The sequence below is a fragment of the Kitasatospora sp. NPDC051164 genome (assembly GCF_044455625.1).
Lineage (GTDB): Bacteria > Actinomycetota > Actinomycetes > Streptomycetales > Streptomycetaceae > Kitasatospora.
Map to the genome: position 1 here is coordinate 104339 of NZ_JBITFB010000016.1, position 15657 is coordinate 119995.

Annotated in this window: 20 protein-coding genes; 5 read left to right on the forward strand and 15 right to left on the reverse strand. The window is 71.5% G+C overall.

The genetic code is table 11. The features are described 5' to 3' along the window. Positions 1 to 99: 99 nt before the first annotated feature. Both ACIBEC_RS24260 and ACIBEC_RS24265 read right to left on the reverse strand, forming a co-directional pair. Positions 100 to 354, reverse strand: a complete 255-nt coding sequence (locus ACIBEC_RS24260) for a hypothetical protein (RefSeq protein WP_360496988.1) — start codon at positions 352 to 354, stop codon at positions 100 to 102. Next, entirely contained in the window at positions 351 to 719 is a 369-nt protein-coding gene (locus ACIBEC_RS24265) for an ATP-binding protein (protein ID WP_360496985.1), read from the reverse strand. Before ACIBEC_RS24265 ends, ACIBEC_RS24260 begins: the two co-directional genes overlap by 4 nt. A 232-nt stretch (positions 720 to 951) precedes the next feature. Between ACIBEC_RS24265 and ACIBEC_RS24270 the strand changes: the two genes are divergently transcribed. The 4 genes from ACIBEC_RS24270 to ACIBEC_RS24285 all read left to right on the forward strand — a co-directional run bounded on the left by ACIBEC_RS24270 (position 952) and on the right by ACIBEC_RS24285 (position 3044). Further along, positions 952 to 1803, forward strand: coding sequence for a helix-turn-helix domain-containing protein (locus ACIBEC_RS24270; RefSeq protein WP_396288829.1), 852 nt, complete (start codon positions 952 to 954; stop codon positions 1801 to 1803). A 4-nt stretch (positions 1804 to 1807) separates the two neighbouring features. After that, positions 1808 to 1993, forward strand: coding sequence for a DUF397 domain-containing protein (locus tag ACIBEC_RS24275; RefSeq protein ID WP_396288831.1), 186 nt, complete (start codon positions 1808 to 1810; stop codon positions 1991 to 1993). A gap of 92 nt (positions 1994 to 2085) precedes the next feature. After that, positions 2086 to 2445 carry a PadR family transcriptional regulator gene (locus ACIBEC_RS24280; protein WP_360496979.1) on the forward strand — a complete coding sequence of 120 codons (360 nt, stop codon included), beginning with the start codon at positions 2086 to 2088 and terminating at the stop codon, positions 2443 to 2445. Continuing rightward, the gene (locus tag ACIBEC_RS24285) at positions 2442 to 3044 is read left to right on the forward strand and encodes an HAAS signaling domain-containing protein (RefSeq protein WP_360496976.1); all 603 of its coding nucleotides are present in this window, start codon (positions 2442 to 2444) and stop codon (positions 3042 to 3044) included. Before ACIBEC_RS24280 ends, ACIBEC_RS24285 begins: the two co-directional genes overlap by 4 nt. Before the next feature lie 9 nt (positions 3045 to 3053). On the opposite strand, the gene ACIBEC_RS24290 is transcribed toward ACIBEC_RS24285, so the two are convergent. Further along, the gene (locus tag ACIBEC_RS24290) at positions 3054 to 3251 is read right to left on the reverse strand and encodes a hypothetical protein (RefSeq protein WP_360496973.1); all 198 of its coding nucleotides are present in this window, start codon (positions 3249 to 3251) and stop codon (positions 3054 to 3056) included. After that, complete coding sequence (locus ACIBEC_RS24295; RefSeq protein ID WP_360496970.1) at positions 3248 to 3517, reverse strand: hypothetical protein; 270 nt, start codon at positions 3515 to 3517, stop codon at positions 3248 to 3250. The genes ACIBEC_RS24290 and ACIBEC_RS24295 overlap by 4 nt, the downstream gene beginning before the upstream one ends. Here ACIBEC_RS24295 and ACIBEC_RS24300 point away from each other — a divergent pair. Beyond that, a complete protein-coding gene (locus tag ACIBEC_RS24300; RefSeq protein WP_360496967.1) occupies positions 3516 to 3914 on the forward strand; it encodes a hypothetical protein in 399 nt (132 codons plus the stop codon). The genes ACIBEC_RS24295 and ACIBEC_RS24300 overlap by 2 nt on opposite strands. 68 nt (positions 3915 to 3982) lie before the next feature. Here ACIBEC_RS24300 and ACIBEC_RS24305 read toward each other — a convergent pair whose 3' ends face one another. The 11 genes from ACIBEC_RS24305 to ACIBEC_RS24355 form a co-directional block, all read right to left on the reverse strand. Continuing rightward, positions 3983 to 4570, reverse strand: a complete 588-nt coding sequence (locus ACIBEC_RS24305; RefSeq protein ID WP_360496964.1) for a hypothetical protein — start codon at positions 4568 to 4570, stop codon at positions 3983 to 3985. 115 nt (positions 4571 to 4685) lie between these two features. Next, the gene (locus ACIBEC_RS24310) at positions 4686 to 5480 is read right to left on the reverse strand and encodes an ABC transporter permease (protein ID WP_396288835.1); all 795 of its coding nucleotides are present in this window, start codon (positions 5478 to 5480) and stop codon (positions 4686 to 4688) included. Beyond that, positions 5477 to 6406 (reverse strand): ATP-binding cassette domain-containing protein, encoded by a 930-nt coding sequence (locus ACIBEC_RS24315; protein ID WP_360496961.1) that lies wholly within the window; start codon positions 6404 to 6406, stop codon positions 5477 to 5479. The genes ACIBEC_RS24310 and ACIBEC_RS24315 overlap by 4 nt, the downstream gene beginning before the upstream one ends. Continuing rightward, on the reverse strand, positions 6403 to 7242 hold the full coding sequence (locus tag ACIBEC_RS24320; protein WP_360496958.1) for a DUF4097 family beta strand repeat-containing protein: 840 nt from the start codon (positions 7240 to 7242) through the stop codon (positions 6403 to 6405). Before ACIBEC_RS24320 ends, ACIBEC_RS24315 begins: the two co-directional genes overlap by 4 nt. Before the next feature lie 119 nt (positions 7243 to 7361). Next, a complete protein-coding gene (locus ACIBEC_RS24325) occupies positions 7362 to 7937 on the reverse strand; it encodes a toxin-antitoxin system HicB family antitoxin (RefSeq protein WP_360496955.1) in 576 nt (191 codons plus the stop codon). Positions 7938 to 8138: 201 nt separating this feature from the next. After that, positions 8139 to 9203, reverse strand: coding sequence for an adenosine deaminase (locus tag ACIBEC_RS24330; RefSeq protein WP_360497245.1), 1065 nt, complete (start codon positions 9201 to 9203; stop codon positions 8139 to 8141). A 116-nt stretch (positions 9204 to 9319) separates the two neighbouring features. Continuing rightward, on the reverse strand, positions 9320 to 10615 hold the full coding sequence (locus tag ACIBEC_RS24335; RefSeq protein WP_360496952.1) for a DUF445 family protein: 1296 nt from the start codon (positions 10613 to 10615) through the stop codon (positions 9320 to 9322). A gap of 426 nt (positions 10616 to 11041) precedes the next feature. Further along, entirely contained in the window at positions 11042 to 12268 is a 1227-nt protein-coding gene (locus ACIBEC_RS24340) for a glycosyltransferase family 2 protein (protein WP_360496949.1), read from the reverse strand. A gap of 262 nt (positions 12269 to 12530) precedes the next feature. Beyond that, positions 12531 to 13490, reverse strand: a complete 960-nt coding sequence (locus ACIBEC_RS24345) for an ATP-binding cassette domain-containing protein (RefSeq protein ID WP_360496946.1) — start codon at positions 13488 to 13490, stop codon at positions 12531 to 12533. A 74-nt stretch (positions 13491 to 13564) separates the two neighbouring features. Then, entirely contained in the window at positions 13565 to 14500 is a 936-nt protein-coding gene (locus tag ACIBEC_RS24350; protein WP_360496943.1) for an ABC-2 family transporter protein, read from the reverse strand. Further along, the gene (locus ACIBEC_RS24355; protein ID WP_360496941.1) at positions 14493 to 15374 is read right to left on the reverse strand and encodes an ABC-2 family transporter protein; all 882 of its coding nucleotides are present in this window, start codon (positions 15372 to 15374) and stop codon (positions 14493 to 14495) included. Before ACIBEC_RS24355 ends, ACIBEC_RS24350 begins: the two co-directional genes overlap by 8 nt. Positions 15375 to 15657 lie beyond the last annotated feature (283 nt).

Sequence of the window (15657 nt, forward strand, 5' to 3'; positions counted from 1 at the left end):
CGACACGGTGGTGCGCAGGAAGTCGGCCAAGCCGACTTCCTGCCCTCGCGACTGGCCGGCGAGAACGGCGAGGAAGGTGAAGGCCAGGGGCCCAGAGCCTCAGGGGTGGGCATCACGGCTGCGCCTGTACTCGCGGAGGAGCGCGAGGAGGTTGATGAGGGTGCTGGCCGGGATGTTGCCGACGGAGATCAGACGGCGGCCATGGAGGTTGATCTCACCCGGGGTGGCGGAGGGCCAGAGGAGGCCGAACTCGCGGCCCTCGGTGCGGAGTTCGATGATCAACTCGGTGAGCTGGCGGGACGTGAGGTGGAGGAGAGCCGGATCGGCGGGGTGGATGGGGTGGTGGGCGCTCACGCGGCACCGTCCAACTGCAGCTCGAACCAGACGCTTTTGCCGAGCTTCTGGGGGTCGACGCCCCAACGGTGAGTGAGGCCGGCGACGAGCTGCAGACCCCGGCCGGACTCGGCGAGGACAGAGAGGGGCTGCTGCTGCGGGAGGCTCGGGCTGCGGTCCGAGACGGTGACCCGGAGGGTGTTGGCGAGGAAGAAGATGAGGACGACCGGGGAGGTCGTCCCGCCGTGGCGCCAGGCGTTGACGATGAGTTCGACCATGGCGAGCTCGGCGTCGGCGATGGAGGAGGGCGGCCACCCGGCGAGGGTCATCCCGTCCCGGAGGGCATCGCGGGAGAGGGTGAGGGAGGGGGAGTTGAGGTTGCGCACAGGGATCTCCCGAAGGGAAGGAAGGGATGAGCCGAGCGAGCTGTCGCCGTGAGCAAGTCCGGGCATGGATGCTCTGCGGTGCGAGGCAGCGTTACTGACGCCCGCATCGGTGATCGGTGCATCACCGACTGTAGGGCATAAGGGGTACATGTCGGGGTACTTCTACCCCACCCCTTCACTCGATCGAAGGATTGCTGGACCCTTCGAGGGATCGCGATGGATGCTTGGGGGCATGCCACCACGAACTACCCCGTCAGCAAGGCAGGAACGAGTCGGTACTGAGCTGCGCAAGATGCGCGACTGCGCAGGGCGCACGACCGCCGAAGCTGCCGCACTGTTCGGGTTCGCGCGAACGAAGATCACTCAGATCGAGAAGGGGCAGTACCCGATCAGCGCCGAGCGGGTACGCATGCTCGCTTCCGACTTCGAAGAGAGCGATCACGCCTTCGTAGAGGCACTCGCAGCCATGGCCGAGGAACGCCACAGGGGTTGGTGGGAGGACTACCGGGGTTCAGTGCCGGTCGGCTTCCTGGACATCGCGGAGATGGAGTACTTCTCCAAGGGAACGCGCACTTATCAGATCTCGCACGTCCCAGGCGCCATGCAAACGGAGGAGTACGGGCGGGCGATCTTCAACGATCTCTACCCGCCGCTCGCACCTCGCCATGTAGAAGCTCGCGTCGAACACCGAGTTCAGCGCTCGACACATCTGATGAGAGAGGGCGGCGAACCCTACTCGGCATTGGTTCACGAAGCTTCCCTACGCATGCTCTTCGGCGGGCGCGACTCCGCAAAGCGCCAGATGGACAAGCTGCTTGAGTACTCGGAACTTACCCATGTGTCGTTGCGGGTCATCGCCTTCAGTACCGATGGGTTCATGGGTTCAGGTCAAGGCATCGTCTACGCGAGCGGCCCAGTGCCCCGCCTTGACACTGTTCAACTCGACACAACCACCGGCCCAGTGTTCCTTCACGAGCAGAAAATGATGGAGAAGTACCGCCACATCATCGACGCGATGACCGAGCGGGCACTTACTGAGAGCCAGTCTCGTGATGCCATCAGGCTTATCAAGAAAGAGATCTAGCGCCATGGAAATACTCAACTGGAGGCGTCCCGACGCTTGCGGCGAGGGAGCGAGCTGCCCCGAGGTGGCCATAGGCCCCGACGCCGTCTACGTCCGCAGCAGTCTCCTGCCCGACGCCATCGCCCAACTCACCCCCACCGAATGGCGCGACCTCGTCTCCGCCATCCGCAACGGCGAGTACGACGCCTGATCCCCCTACTGCACCGGCCGGCTTGTCCGGCCGGTGCTTTTGTCTGCCCCCAGACGCTGCGCTACCTTGCTTCGCCTGCTACCTTGTGATGCATGGTACCTGGCATCACAAACCCGGACGGGCCGGTGGCGACCCAGCTGCGCAAGGGCGTGCTGGAGTACTGCGTCCTCGCCCTCCTGAAGGACGGCCCGCGCTACGGGGTCGAGCTGCTGCAGGAACTCGGCCGCTTCCCCATGCTGGCCACCAGCCAGGGCACGATCTACCCCCTGCTGTCCCGGCTGCGCCGCGCCGGGCTCGCCGACACCTTCCTGCGGGACTCGGCCAGCGGGCCGTCCCGCCGCTACTACACCCTCACCGACACCGGCCGGGAAGCGCTGCGGGAGTTCACCACGCTGTGGCCCGCCTTCCGCGAAACCGTCGACCACGTCCTCGACCCGGGAGAGAACCCGTGAACAGCCCCATCGAGCACCCCCTGGTCCGCGCCCACCTCGACGCGGTCACCCGCTACACCGCCCCGCTGCCCGAGGACCGCCGCCGCGAACTCCTCGCCGACCTGCGCGAACACATCGAGATCTCCCTGGCCGACCACGATGTGGCCGACGAGGCCGCCGTCCGCCAGGTGCTGGACCAGCTGGGCAGCCCCCGGCAGATCGCCGATGCCGCACTCGCCGAGGACGGCCTGGCCCGCCCCGAGCCGGAGAGCAGCCGCCGGACGAACGTGACGCTGCTCCTCGCGGTACTCCCGTTCCCGCTGCTCCTGGTCCCGGTCGTCGGGCCCGTGCTCGCGCTGGCCGCCGCCGTCACCGCCGCCGTCCGCGTCACCAAGTCGCAGGTGTGGACCCGCCGGCAGAAGAAGCAGGCGACCCTGCTCCTCCTCGCCCCCGTCCTGACCACCCCCCTGGCCCTCGCCGCGTTCGCCGCCTCCCCCGCCGGGCTGACCCCGGTCAACGTGCTCGTCGCGTGTGCCGTGGGCTTCAGCCCGGTCCTGTCTGCGGCGATGCTGCTGTCCCGCTCCGCCACCCGCCTGCGCGTCGCCGCCGCCACGGCCTGAACCCGTCGCTCATCGGCCCCGGCGGCGCCTCAACTCCGCCGGCCACTCCCGCACCTGCGTCTCGTCGTGCAGGTACGGGCCGTCTGGCGCGGCCCGCAGGTCGATGCCGTGCAGCAGGTCCAGTGCCCACAGGGACACGTCGCCCCACCGCACTTCGTCGTCGAGGAGCCGGAGTCCGGCCCAGCGGTCGGCCGCGTCCCGGCTCACCCGGCCGTCCGCTCCAGGACGGCGCCCAGGCTCCCGGCGGCGGCGAGGTCGGGGTAGAAGCTCAGAATCCATCGCGCCAGTATGGCGATACGACCATCGTGGATCGAGAAACGGCTGGATCGCAGCGCTTCCGAACCGCCCCGACCGGAAGGCGGTTTTCCGCTGCGGAAGGCCGGGGTAGTGGCCAAGGCGTTCGCACCCGCACCGACCACACGTCCGATGCGATGACGAATCTTTGACATTTCCTTAGCGAAGGGATTCACCATGGACAGGATCCTCCGGAACGTCCTCGTCGCCGCCGCTGCCGCCGGCGCCCTGGGTATCGCCGCCGCCCCCGCCGCCATGGCCGCCGAGCAGGCGCAGCCGGTGGCCGGGGTGCAGGCGCAGGTCCGCAACCCGAAGACGGTCAAGGCCGACGCCTACAACCAGGCCCGCAGCATCCTCGCCAATGCGGGCAGCCAGACCGCCGCCAAATCGCACCCGATCCACGGCAAGAACGACGTCCCGGTCTCCTACGGCACCAGCCTGCTCGCCTCCGCCCGGGACGAATTCCGAACGGCGGACAAGAACCTGCCGGCAGGCCAGAAGAAGTCCGACATGTCGATCCCCCACTACAACGCCATCCACAACGCGGCGAAGGTCATGGGCATCGACCGCTGGTGACCACCTGACGCGCACCGTCCCCCGCGTGGCGGCTGCGCCGCGCGGGGGCCCACCCCGCAGTCCGGCGCCTACCGGGGCGTGACCTCCGGCTCGCCCGGCTTGCCGTCCCGTTCCACGGTGTACTCCCGGACCTCGCGCTCCGTGATCACCGTGATCCGGTTCACCCCGGACCACTCCGCCCTCAGGAATCCGTCGCCCTCGTCCCAGGTGCCCAGGTACCAGTGGCGGGCCGTCCAGCCGCTGCCGGTCAGCAGCTCCACGCGGCAGATCGGGTCGATCGACCAGGCGAGGTCGGTGACGGTCAGGACGTGCTCGGGGTTGCCCGGGTCGGGCCTGCGCTCCATCAGCCGACCCTCGCTGCCGAGGAAGTACGTGACGGCTCCGATCGCCACCGCGACCACGATCAGCGGCGACGCGATGGCGGCGCAGCCGAGCTGCGCCCACCGCTCACGGAACTCGAACTGCACCAGCATCGAGACCATGAGCATCACCGCTGCGGCCCCGAGCAGCAGCACCGGGTGGTTCAGCCAGCGTTCGACCTCCACCAGACCGCCCGAGCCCGCCGCCTGATGGCCGATCAGATACACCAGGATGGCCACCAGCGCCGCGCCCCTGAACCACCATTCGATTCGTCTGTGCCGCGCGGCCGCTGCCATGCACTCCCCCTGGGTGAACCTTTGCCCGGACTTTACTACGGGCGCGCTCATGGGCCGTGCGGCCCGGACGACGGTGGCTCCGTCGCCCGGGCCGCATCCACCGGCCGTACCCCCGTCACCGCCGGTGGAAGACGCTCCGCGACCAGAGGTAGCCGAGCAGCGTCAGGCCGGTGCACCAGGCGAGGGCGCTCCAGGCGCTGGTGCCGATCTCGGTGCCCATCAGCAGACCGCGCAGCGTCTCGATGACGGGCGTGAAGGGCTGGTACTCCGCGAACCAGCGCAGGACCGTCGGCATGGAGTCGGGCGGGACGATCGCGCTGCCGATGAAGGGCAGGAAGGTCAGCGGCAGCGGCGTGTTGCTGGCGCTCTCCGGTGTCTTGGACACCAGCCCGATGCCTGCCGATATCCAGGTCAGGGCGAGGGTGACGAACATCAGCAGCCCGGCGGCGGCCAGCCACTCCAGCGGCCCGGCGTTCGTCCGGAACCCCATGGCGAAGGCCGCGCCGGTCACCAGCGCCAGCGCGATCACCGTCTGGATCACGCTTCCGACCACGTGCCCGGCGAGGAAGGCGGACCGCGATATCGCCATCGTGCGGAACCGGTTGACGATCCCCTCCGTCATGTCGACGCAGACGCCGACCGCCGTGGCGACCGAGCCCGCCGTCGCCGTCATCAGCAGGATCCCCGGCGTCACGTAGTCGATGTAGCTGCCGCCGCCGATGCCGGCGCCCAGCGCGGTCCCGTAGGCGTAGTTGAAGAGCAGCAGCATCATCACCGGCATCAGCACGACCGAGAAGGTCATCGCCGGATAGCGCTGCGCGCGCTTCAGGTTCCGCCGCAGCATGGTCAGCGAGTCGCTGACCACGTAGCCCGTCCTCGTACTCGTCGTCATGCTCGTCTTCGTGCTCATCGCACGCCCTCCCCGGTCAGCGTGAGGAACACATCGTCCAGGTCGGCCGTCTCGACGACCAGCGACTCCGCTTGGACGCCCGCGCTGTCGAGGGTGTCCAGCACGGCCTTCACCGTGAGGACGGAGTTGTCCCCCGGGATGTCCAGCGACAGGGACTCCCGGTCGGCGGCGGCGTAGTCGAACAGCTCGGCGGCGACGCCCAGTCGGCCGGCGTCGGCGAACCGGAGCCGGATCCGCCCGCCGGGGACGAATCGCTTCAGCTCCTCGGCCGTGCCCTCGGCGACGATCCGGCCGCCGTCCAGGACGGCTATCCGGTCGGCGAGTTGGTCCGCCTCGTCCAGGTACTGGGTGGTGAGGAAGATCGTCACCCCGTGGTCGGCGACCAGCCCCCGGATGATCTCCCACATCGTGCGCCGGCTACGCGGGTCGAGTCCGGTGGTCGGCTCGTCGAGGAAGATCACCTTCGGGTCGCCGACCAGCGTCATCGCCAGGTCGAGCTTGCGCCGCATACCACCGGAGAAGGTGGCGACGGGCTTGCGGGCGGCCTCGGTGAGTTCGAAACGCCGCAGCAGATCCTCGGCCCGCCTCCGCCCCTCCCGACGGCGGAGGTGGTTGAGGTCGGCCATCAGCATCAGGTTCTCCTCGGCGGTGAGCAGGTTGTCCACCGCCGAGAACTGGCCGGTCACCCCGATCGCCTTCCGCACCCCGTCGGCCTCGTCGACCACGTCGTGCCCGGCCACCCGGGCCACCCCGCCGTCGGCCGGGATGAGGGTGGAGAGGATCTGCACGGTGGTCGTCTTGCCGGCCCCGTTCGGCCCGAGCAGGGCGAACACGGTGCCCGCCTGGATCTCCAGGTCGATGCCCTTGAGCACCGCCTTGTCCTCGTAGGACTTGGTGAGTCCGATCGCCGAGATCGCGGCCATCATGCCCGCCGGATGACGACGTTGCCGACCTGGGTGCGGCCGACGACCTCGACCGTCTCCCGGGCGTCGCCCGGGCCCTGCGCCTCGCCGAGGGAGTTGCGGACGCCGCCGAACTTGCTGTGCACGTCGAGCCAGGCCGCCGTGCCCTCCGCGATGCCGACCTCCACGTCCCCGACGCCGGTCTGCAGGCTGACCTTGCCCCGGACCACCCGGCCGACCCGGAGGTGGCCGTTGGCCGACTTGGCGTCCACGCCCGCTCCGGCACGGCCGACGTGGATCCGGCCGTTGGAGGCGTTGGCGGTGAGCTCGCCGGCCACCTCGTCGATCTCGGTGTCACCGTTGCTGTTCTTGACCGTCAGCACGCCGCCGACGGTGCCGATCTCGATGCGGCCGGAGCCGGACACCTCGGCGTCCCCGGCGACCGCGCCGAGCCGGATGTCCCCCATGTCGGTCTTGAGCCGCACGCTGTCGGCCCGGTCGACCTGGATCCGGCCCAGGGAGGTCTTCAGTCGGCAGTCGCCGAGCGGACCCTCGGCGACGAAGTCCGCCATCGGGGAGTCGGCGTGCACCTGGGAACCGGCCGGCAGCTCGACCAGGACCTCGATCGAGCCCTTCTTGCTGGAGAAGACGGTGCGCTGCTTGGGGCCCTTGAGGGTGAGCCGACCCCCGGTGAAGTCGACCTGGGTCAGCTCGGCGGCCTTGACGTCCGCCTCCCTGGCCGCGTTGGCGGGCCGGACTTCGACGACGGCGTCGGTGCGCTTGCCGGCGGTGATCCACACCGCGCCGATCTCGAACTCGAAGGCAGCGGAGATCGGTCCGTCGGTCTCGTACGTAGGCATGGCTGTCCCGTCCTCTTGGCTCGTGTGGGTGTTCCCGCTGGTCGGAGCGGGGGTGACGTCGAAGGTGCGAAGGCTGTGGGAGGTGCGAAGGCTGTGGGGGTGCGGGTGGTGCGGAAGCGTCAGTGGACCCAGCCGGTGAAGCCCTGGCCGCCGAGGGTGCGCGGGGCGCGGGCACCGGAGTCGGCGGCCACACCGGCGGCCGGCCGGCCGCCGTCCAGTGCGCCGGCCACGGCCCGGACCAGCCAGGCGTTGAGGGAGAGGCCCTCCTGTCCGGCGGCCTCCTCCGCCCGGGCCTTGAGGTTGGCGGGCAGGCGCAGGTTGATCCGCGCCGTGCCGCTCTCGTCCGACTCCGGCGCCACCGGCGGCACTATCGGCGGCACCACGGGTGGCACCACGGGCGGCACCACGGGCGGAGCCATGACCGGCACATCGCCGTGGAAGCTGTCGGAGCCCGGCGGAGCGGTCACCACGAACTCGGGGTCGAGCCCGCGCAGGCGCACGTCCACCGAGCCCGGAGCGAGGTCGCGGGTGACCTCGCCCATGGCGGCCGAGAGCGCGTTGAGCAGGGTCAGCCGCACGGCCGACTCCAGCGGGAGCGTCAGCCGGTCGGCCAGCGCCCGGGCTTCGTCCCCGCCGGCGGCGGCGGCCACCGCGAGCTCGTTCCGGAGGTTTTCGACGTACGGCGTGAGGTCCATGGCTTCAGCATGGCACAGCGATGGTGCCATGTCGAGGCATTAGTGGTGCCACTTTGGCGCCATCGGGCGGAGGGGTCCGGCGCCGCAACGGAAACCGCCCCGCCGACCTGGCGGATCCAGGGGTCGACGGGGCGGTCCACGAGGGGGACGTCAGCCGGCGGTAGGCGTCAGCCGGGGGAAGGCGTCAGCCGGGGGAAGGCGTCAGCGCTGCCAGCCCGCGAGGTAGGTGTCGATCTCGCCGACCAGCCGCTTCTTGCCCGCCTGGTCCAGGAAGGAGGCCTCGACCGCGTTGCGGGCCAGCGCCGCCACCCCGGACTCGTCCAGCCCCAGCAGCCGCGCCGCCACCGCGTACTCGGTGTTGAGGTCGGTGCCGAACATCGGCGGGTCGTCGCTGTTGACCGTCACCAGCAGGCCCGCGTCCACCATCTGCTTGATCGGGTGGTCCTCGATCCGCTCCACGGCCCGGGTGGCGATGTTGGAGGTCGGGCAGACCTCCAGCGGGATCCGGTGCTCACCCAGGTAGTCGACCAGCGCCGGGTCCTTGACCGCCTGGGTGCCGTGCCCGATGCGCTCGGCGCCCAGCACCCGGATGGCGTCCCAGACCGTCTCCGGCCCGGTGGTCTCGCCCGCGTGCGGGACGCTGCGCAGGCCGGCCGCCCGTGCCCGGTCGAAGTACGGCTTGAACTGCGGGCGCGGCACGCCGACCTCCGGGCCGCCCAGGCCGAAGCTGACCAGGCCCTCGGGGGCCAGCTCGGTGGCCAGCCGGGCGGTCACCTCGGCCGACTCCAGACCGGCCTCGCCCGGGATGTCGAAGCACCAGCGCAGCACGACGCCGAGCTCCTTCTCGGCGCGCAGCCGGGCGTCCTCGATCGCCTCCATGAAGGCGACGTCGGGGATGCCGCGCCGGACCGAGGAGTACGGGGTGATGGTCAGCTCGGCATATCGGATGTTCTGGCGCGCCATGTCCTCGGCCACGCCGTAGGTGAGCGCCCGGACGTCCTCGGCGTCGCGGACCAGGTCCACGACGCTCAGGTAGACGTCGATGAAGTGCGCGAAGTCGGTGAAGGTGAAGTACTCGGCGAGCGCCGCCGGGTCGGTCGGCACCTTGGACTGCCCCGCGTGGCGGGCGGCCAGTTCGGCGACGACGCGCGGCGAGGCCGAGCCGACGTGGTGGACGTGCAGTTCCGCCTTGGGCATCCCGGCGATGAACGCCTCGATGCCGCTCGGGCCTCCGGTGCTACCGGTGCTCCCGGTGGGGTTTCCGATCCGACTTCCGTCCGGCTGGACCACGGTGGTTCCCTTCTTCCTTCTCCGTGCCTTCTACGCGCGTATCGCGGACACCGGCCCAGGATAGGCCCAAGCCGGCGGGCCCGGTCGGGCGATCACCCGCCGAGCGCGACCGCCGCGGTGTGGATCAGCAGCCCGGCCAGGGCGCCGACCACGGTGCCGTTGATCCGGATGAACTGCAGGTCGCGGCCGACGTTGGCCTCGATCTTGCGGGAGGCCTCGTCGGCGTCCCAGGCCGCCACCGTCTCGGAGATCAGCGAGGTGATCTCGGCCCGGTAGGTGTCGACCAGGTACTGCGCGGCGTCCTGCAGCCAGCCGTCCACCTTGGCCTGCAGCTTGCGGTCGGTGGCCAGGCGCTCGCCGAAGCGGCGCACGCCGTCGCGGATGCGCCGGCGCAGTTCGCTGTCCTCGTCCTCGGCCGCGCCCATCACCAGGGTGCGCACGGCCGCCCAGGTGGAGTTGATCAGGTCCTGCACCTCGGGGCGGGTCAGCAGCTCGCCCTTGGCCCGCTCGACCCGGGCGATGGTCTCCGGGTCGGTCTGCAGCTCGGTCGCGAAGTCGGCGAGGAAGTTGTCGACGGCGCCGCGGGCCGGGTGGTCCGGGTCGTCCCGGATGTCGGTGACGAAGCGCAGCAGTTCCTTGTAGACCCGCTCGCCGACCTGGTGGTCGATGAACCTGGGCGTCCAGCCCGGGGTCTTCTGGGTGACCTTCTGCACCACGTCCTCGTGGTTGGCGGTCAGCCAGTCGTGCACCCGGACGGCGACCAGGTCCACCACACCGTGGTGGCCCCCGTCGGCGACCACCTTGCCGAGCATCCGGCCCATCGGCTCGGCCACCGAGGTGGCGGCGGCCCGCCGGGTCACCGCCTCGGCGACGACCGCCCGCACGTCGTCGTCACGGAGCACCGCGAGCAGGCCGCGCAGCGCCGCCGAGGCCTCCTTGGTGACCCGCTCCGCGCTGCCCGGCGCGGCCAACCACTCCCCCAGCCGGCGGCCGATGCCGAGCGCCGCGAGGCGCCCGCGCACGACCTGGCCGGAGAGGAAGTTGTCGCCGACGAAGTCGCCGAGCGAGCGGCCGAAGGCGTCCTTCTTGGTCGGGATGATCGCGGTGTGCGGGATCGGCAGGCCGAAGGGGCGACGGAACAGCGCGGTCACCGCGAACCAGTCGGCCATCGCGCCGACCATGCCCGCCTCGGCGGCGGCCGCCACGTACCCGGCCCACGGCCCGGCACCGGCCGCCTTGGCCCAGGTGGAGAGGGCGAAGACCAGGGTCGCGAAGGCCAGCAGGCCGGTCGCGATGGTCTTCATCCGGCGGACGCCGCGTCTCTTCTGCTCGTCGGCCGCGGTGAACCGGACCCCGGGGCCGGTCCCGCTGAAGGCATCGTCACTCACCCCGCCAGTCTGCCCGTTGCCCGGCGCGGACGGGGGCGTGCCTCGCGATCACGCGCCCCGGGTCTGCGGCCCGCCCTCCCGCAAGCCCCCTCACGCCCCGCCCGGCACGATCCGCCGTACCCCCTCGACCGCCCACCGCGCCCGGTCCGTGCACCGCCGCCCGTCCAGCAGCACGGTCGAGGCCCGGCCCCGGCGGCGGCGGTGGCGGTGGTGTCGGCGGTGGCGGCCCGGAGCAGGCCCTCGTCGACGACCTGCCTGAGCGCCTCGTCCGGCCCCTCCTCCCGGGGGAACGGCGACACGCCCCGATTGTCGCTGTCCACCATGCCGGGCGGGATGTCCGCGCCGGTCACCCGGTGGCCCTTCAGCGCGAACTGCACCGCCGGCGGCAGGCCCACCTGCCCAGCCCGACCACGCCGACGTCCAGGCTCATCCCCGTCCTCCGTTCACCGAGTTGGCCAGCCGGCGCCACGCCGGGTGGCGTCGCAGCCCGCGCCGCACCTGCGCCGGGACGGCGCCGCGCCACAGCTGCTGGGCGGCGTTCAGCGGCGGGACCGCCTGCACGAGCGGCTCCTCGCGCAGCAGGAACAGTTCGTCCGGCAGCCCGAGCCGGGCGTCCCGGAACGCCGGGAAGCCCGCGTAGTGCCGCCGGCCGTCCACGACCACCGGCGGATCGCCGTGCGCGGCCTCGTACCGGATCTGGTCGCGCAGCGCCTCCGGCCGTCCGGCGGCGGCGAGTTCGAGCCGCATCCGGGCGGCGGCCGGCAGCCGGTGGTACACCTCGCGGGCGCCGAACCGCTCGATCAGTCGGGCGACTTCGGTGCAGACCCGCTCCTGCAGCCCGTCGTCCAGCAGCAGGAATCCGCCCTGCAGCAGGCGCGGCACGTCCCAGGCGAAGTTGCGGGCCCGCAGGGCGTCCAACTCCCCACCGGGCTCGGCGAGCTCGGCGGCCACCCGCTGGAGCGCGGCGATCCCGCGCAGCCGGTCCAGCACACCGGCCCGCTCGGTGAGGTTGCCCAGGTCCTCGCGCAGCACCAGGAAGTAGCAGTCGTAGTCGGCGAGGACGGACACCCGGCGCGCCCGCAGGCAGGCCTCCAGGGTGAACGGCTGGTCCGAGAAGACCTTCAACTCCTCGTCGCGGCGCAGCCCGTGGCGCCGCAGGAGGTCCAGCCGGAACAGCTTGGTGTCGCCCAGCGCCCAGGCCAGCGCGGAGTCGGCGAAGCCCACCGACTCCGCGTCGGCGTGGAAGAGCCCCTGCGGCACCAACCGCCCGTTCACCCCGACCTGCTTGGGCACCACCACGTCCGAGCCCCAGGCGTCGGCGGCCGCGACCAGCCGCTCCAGCGCCTCCTCGCCGAGCCAGTCGTCGGCGCCGAGGAACAGCACGTAGCGGCCGCGGGCCAGCGCCAGACCACGGTTGGTCGGGCCCGCCGGGCCGCCCGAGTTGGGCTGGTGCACCACCCGGAACAACCCGGGATGGCGGGCCGCGTACTCCTCCAGCAGCTCCCCGCCGCCGTCAGTGGAGCCGTCGTCCACGGCCACCACCTCCAGCCGCCCCGGCGCCAGGGACTGCCCGACCAGCGAGTCCAGGCAGGCAGTGAGGTACGGGATGGTGTTGTAGACCGCGACCACCACGGTCACGTCGGGTACGGTCATCGGGCGGTGGGCCTCCGGTCCTGGTCGCGGCGTGCGACGCAGGGTCAACTCGGCGCGAAAGCCCGGGGTCACGACCGTCACCCGCACCGGCGACGGGGACCAGAACAGGCACCCGGCCGCCGTACGGACGCACGGCGGCCGGGAGGCGGGAGACAGCCGGGGAGGCGGGAGAACGGGCCTCCCGCCCGACGAGCCGCCCGACGAGCCGCCCGACGAGCGGCCCGGGAAGCCGCCTGAGGAGCCGCCCGGGGAACGGCCCCGCTCAGCCGATCGCGACCTCCGCGTACATCCGGGCGATCACGTCCTCGATGGCCGGCTCGCGCACCGACAGGTCCACCAGCGGGTACCGCTCCGCGACCGCCGCCACGATCGGCGCGGCGCTCTGCTGCGCCGGGAAGGCCAGCCACTGGCGCGGCCCCTCGACCTTGACCACCCGGGCCCCGGCCACCTCGATCGGGGACCGGGCCTCGGCGAGGTCCACCACCAGTGTCCGCTCGCTGCGCCCGGTGGCGTGCAGGCCTTCCAGCCCGCCGTCGTACACCACCCGGCCGTGGTCGATCACCATGACGCGGCCGCAGAGCTGCTCGATGTCGGTCAGGTCGTGGGTGGTGAGCAGCACGGTGGTGCCCCGGTCGCGGTTGACCTCGCGCAGGAACTCGCGCACCCTGCCCTTGCTGACGACGTCCAGGCCGATGGTCGGCTCGTCCAGGTAGAGCACCTGCGGGTCGTGCAGCAGCGCGGCGGCGAGGTCGCCGCGCATCCGCTGACCGAGCGAGAGCTGGCGGACCGGGGTGTCCAGCAGGCCGCCCAGGTCGAGCAGTTCGACACAGCGGTCGAGGTTCTCGCGGTACCGCCGGTCGGGGATGCGGTAGATGCGGCAGGCGAGTTCGAAGGAGTCGCGCAGCGGGAGGTCCCACCAGAGGGTGGTGCGCTGCCCGAAGACGACGCCGATCCGGCGGGCCAGGGCCACGCGTTGGCGGGCCGGATCGACCCCGGCGACGCGCAGCCGTCCGGAGCTGGGGACGAGGATGCCGGTGAGCATCTTGATGGTGGTGGACTTGCCGGCGCCGTTGGGCCCGATGTAGCCGACGCACTCGCCGGCGTCGACGGTGAAGCTGAGTCCGTCGACCGCGCGCACCTCGCGCTTGGTGCGGCTGAACCGGCCGGCGCGGGCCCGTACGGTGAAACTGCGGTGGACGTCCTCGAGTTCGATCAGTGCCATGGAAGCTCCTTAAGGGCGACGGGGGATCCAGACGGAGGGGGGTACAGACGGAAGGGGTGCAGACCGGGGCGGGTTCAGCTGCCGGTGCCGCGGTAGGCGCGCAGCCCGGCGCGCCAGGCGAGCCCGGCGGCGGCGACGCAGAGGGCGGCGGCGACCGGGGAGGCGTACTGGAAGGCGGTGGGCAGGCCGAGCGGGTCGGGCCGGTCGAGGATGCGCAGGGCGGGCAGCCAGTTGACGAAGGCCAGCGGGACGCCGAAGACCACCCCGGCGACCAGTTCCTTGGCGAAGATGGTCGGCGGGTAGTGCAGCAGGGTCGCGCCGCCGTAGGTGAAGGAGTTCTGGATCTCCTTGGACTCACCCCACCAGAACTGGACGGTGGCGCCGCCGATGTAGATCGCACCGAAGATGACGCTGCCGCAGACCAGCAGGACGGGCACCAGCAGCACCCGGTCCCAGGTCCAGTGCACGTCCAGGGCGGTCAGCGACCAGGCGAGCACCGCTGCGGCCTGCAGCGGCCGGCCCAGCCGGCGCAGCGAGAAGCGTTCGGCGCACAGTTGGGAGAGCGCGGGCGCGGGCCGGATCAGCATGGTGTCCAGCGTGCCGCTGACGATCCGCGCGCCGAGGCCGTCGGCCGAGCCGACCAGCATGTTGGCGACGCCGAGGGAGAAGGTCGCGGTGGCGTAGAGGAAGGCGATCTCCGGCAGGCTCCAGCCGCCCAGCCGGTCGGTGTGCCGGAACATGATCACCAGTACGACGAAGTCGAGGGAGTGGGTGACCAGGCTCGCCAGCAGGTTCAGCGCGAAGGAGGCCCGGTAGGCCATCATCGAGCGCATCCACATCCGGGCGCAGAGCCACCAGGAGCGGACCGCCCAGGCGGTGCGGGCCGCGAAGCGCTCCCCCACGAGCGGCTGCCCGTCCCCGAGGTGACCGTTCCCGAGATGCCCGTCCGGGAGGTGCCCGTCGGGGAGTTGCTCCTCCGCGCGGTGCGCGTCCACGAGTTGCTCAGCCACCCTGCACCACCACCCGGTGGGTCGCCAGCCACTGCGCGCCGCGCCCGGCGGCGAGCAGCGCGGCCGCCCAGGCGAGCTGGAAGCCGAACGCGCCGAGCAGCCCGCCGCCGCCGGCGCGCTCCAGGAAGACGTCCGTCGGCACCTTGATCAGCGCCGCCCAGGGCAATACCCGGCCGAGGTCGCCGAGCCAGCCGGGGAACAGCGCGATCGGCAGCAGCATCCCGGAGAAGAACATCGAGACCACCAGCATCACCGAGCGCACGCCTTCCGAGTCGTGCAGCCAGAAGCCGGTGATGGAGACGAGGAAGCGCAGCCCGAAGCTGACGACCACCGCGAGCAGCACCGAAAGCAGGAAGAACGCCCAGGTCAGCGGCTGTTCGGGCATTCGGATGCGGAACACCAGGGCGCCCACCAGCAGCGGCACGGTGCCGCGGATCAGCAGTTGGAAGGCGGCCCGGCCGAGGTCGGTGGCCAGCCACCAGCTCTGGAAGTCGACCGGGCGGTAGAGGTCGACGGCGATGTCTCCGCTGCGGAAGCGGTCCTGGACGTCGTCCTGGAAGCCGCCGCCCCACACGGCGACGGTGACCAGCAGGGCCTGGCTGACCCAGATGTAGGTGACGGCCTGGCTCTGGTCGTAGCCGCCGAGGTTGGGGCGGGCCTGCCAGAGGGCGAGGAAGGAGGAGGCGAGGATGATGCCGAAGACGGTGTTGGTGAAGGTGCCGGCCAGGGTGGCGGCCCGGTAGGTGGAGTAGCGGCGGAAGGCGCCGCGGGCGACGGCCGCGTACAGCCCGAGGGAGGCGGCGAGGGCCGCCGTGGGATCGGGGGGTCGTGCCTCGGCGGGGGGTCGTGCCTCAGCAGGGGTAGCGTTCAGCATATTGTCTCCTTGTCGACAAATGCGAGCAGAGGACTGCCCGCACGCGTCCACACACGCCCCAGTGGCTCCGATCGGCCGTACCCGGGGGTGCCGGGCCAGGCGGGCGGAGCTGCCGAAGTGGGTGCGCTATGAAGTTCGCATCTTTCACCGTACCTCCGGCCCCCACCGCCCGCACCCGGTTTTCCGGCAACCACGGGGCGTTCGCAGCCGGACGCCCGCGACGGCGCCAAAGACGGCGCCCGAAGCACACAGCCGCGCACGTCAAAGCCCCACCCGCCGCTGA

Excerpts from the sequence above, each read along its gene's own strand:
- ACIBEC_RS24305 (WP_360496964.1), bottom strand. The coding sequence starts at position 4,570 with ATGGCAGCGGCCGCGCGGCACAGACGAATCGAATGGTGGTTCAGGGGC.
- ACIBEC_RS24355 (WP_360496941.1), bottom strand. The coding sequence starts at position 15,374 with ATGCTGAACGCTACCCCTGCTGAGGCACGACCCCCCGCCGAGGCACGA.
- ACIBEC_RS24270 (WP_396288829.1), top strand. The coding sequence starts at position 952 with ATGCCACCACGAACTACCCCGTCAGCAAGGCAGGAACGAGTCGGTACT.
- ACIBEC_RS24300 (WP_360496967.1), top strand. The coding sequence starts at position 3,516 with ATGGACAGGATCCTCCGGAACGTCCTCGTCGCCGCCGCTGCCGCCGGC.
- ACIBEC_RS24280 (WP_360496979.1), top strand. The coding sequence starts at position 2,086 with ATGGTACCTGGCATCACAAACCCGGACGGGCCGGTGGCGACCCAGCTG.
- ACIBEC_RS24275 (WP_396288831.1), top strand. The coding sequence starts at position 1,808 with ATGGAAATACTCAACTGGAGGCGTCCCGACGCTTGCGGCGAGGGAGCG.
- ACIBEC_RS24315 (WP_360496961.1), bottom strand. The coding sequence starts at position 6,406 with ATGATGGCCGCGATCTCGGCGATCGGACTCACCAAGTCCTACGAGGAC.
- ACIBEC_RS24295 (WP_360496970.1), bottom strand. The coding sequence starts at position 3,517 with ATGGTGAATCCCTTCGCTAAGGAAATGTCAAAGATTCGTCATCGCATC.
- ACIBEC_RS24320 (WP_360496958.1), bottom strand. The coding sequence starts at position 7,242 with ATGCCTACGTACGAGACCGACGGACCGATCTCCGCTGCCTTCGAGTTC.
- ACIBEC_RS24310 (WP_396288835.1), bottom strand. The coding sequence starts at position 5,480 with ATGAGCACGAAGACGAGCATGACGACGAGTACGAGGACGGGCTACGTG.
- ACIBEC_RS24345 (WP_360496946.1), bottom strand. The coding sequence starts at position 13,490 with ATGGCACTGATCGAACTCGAGGACGTCCACCGCAGTTTCACCGTACGG.
- ACIBEC_RS24325 (WP_360496955.1), bottom strand. The coding sequence starts at position 7,937 with ATGGACCTCACGCCGTACGTCGAAAACCTCCGGAACGAGCTCGCGGTG.
- ACIBEC_RS24340 (WP_360496949.1), bottom strand. The coding sequence starts at position 12,268 with ATGACCGTACCCGACGTGACCGTGGTGGTCGCGGTCTACAACACCATC.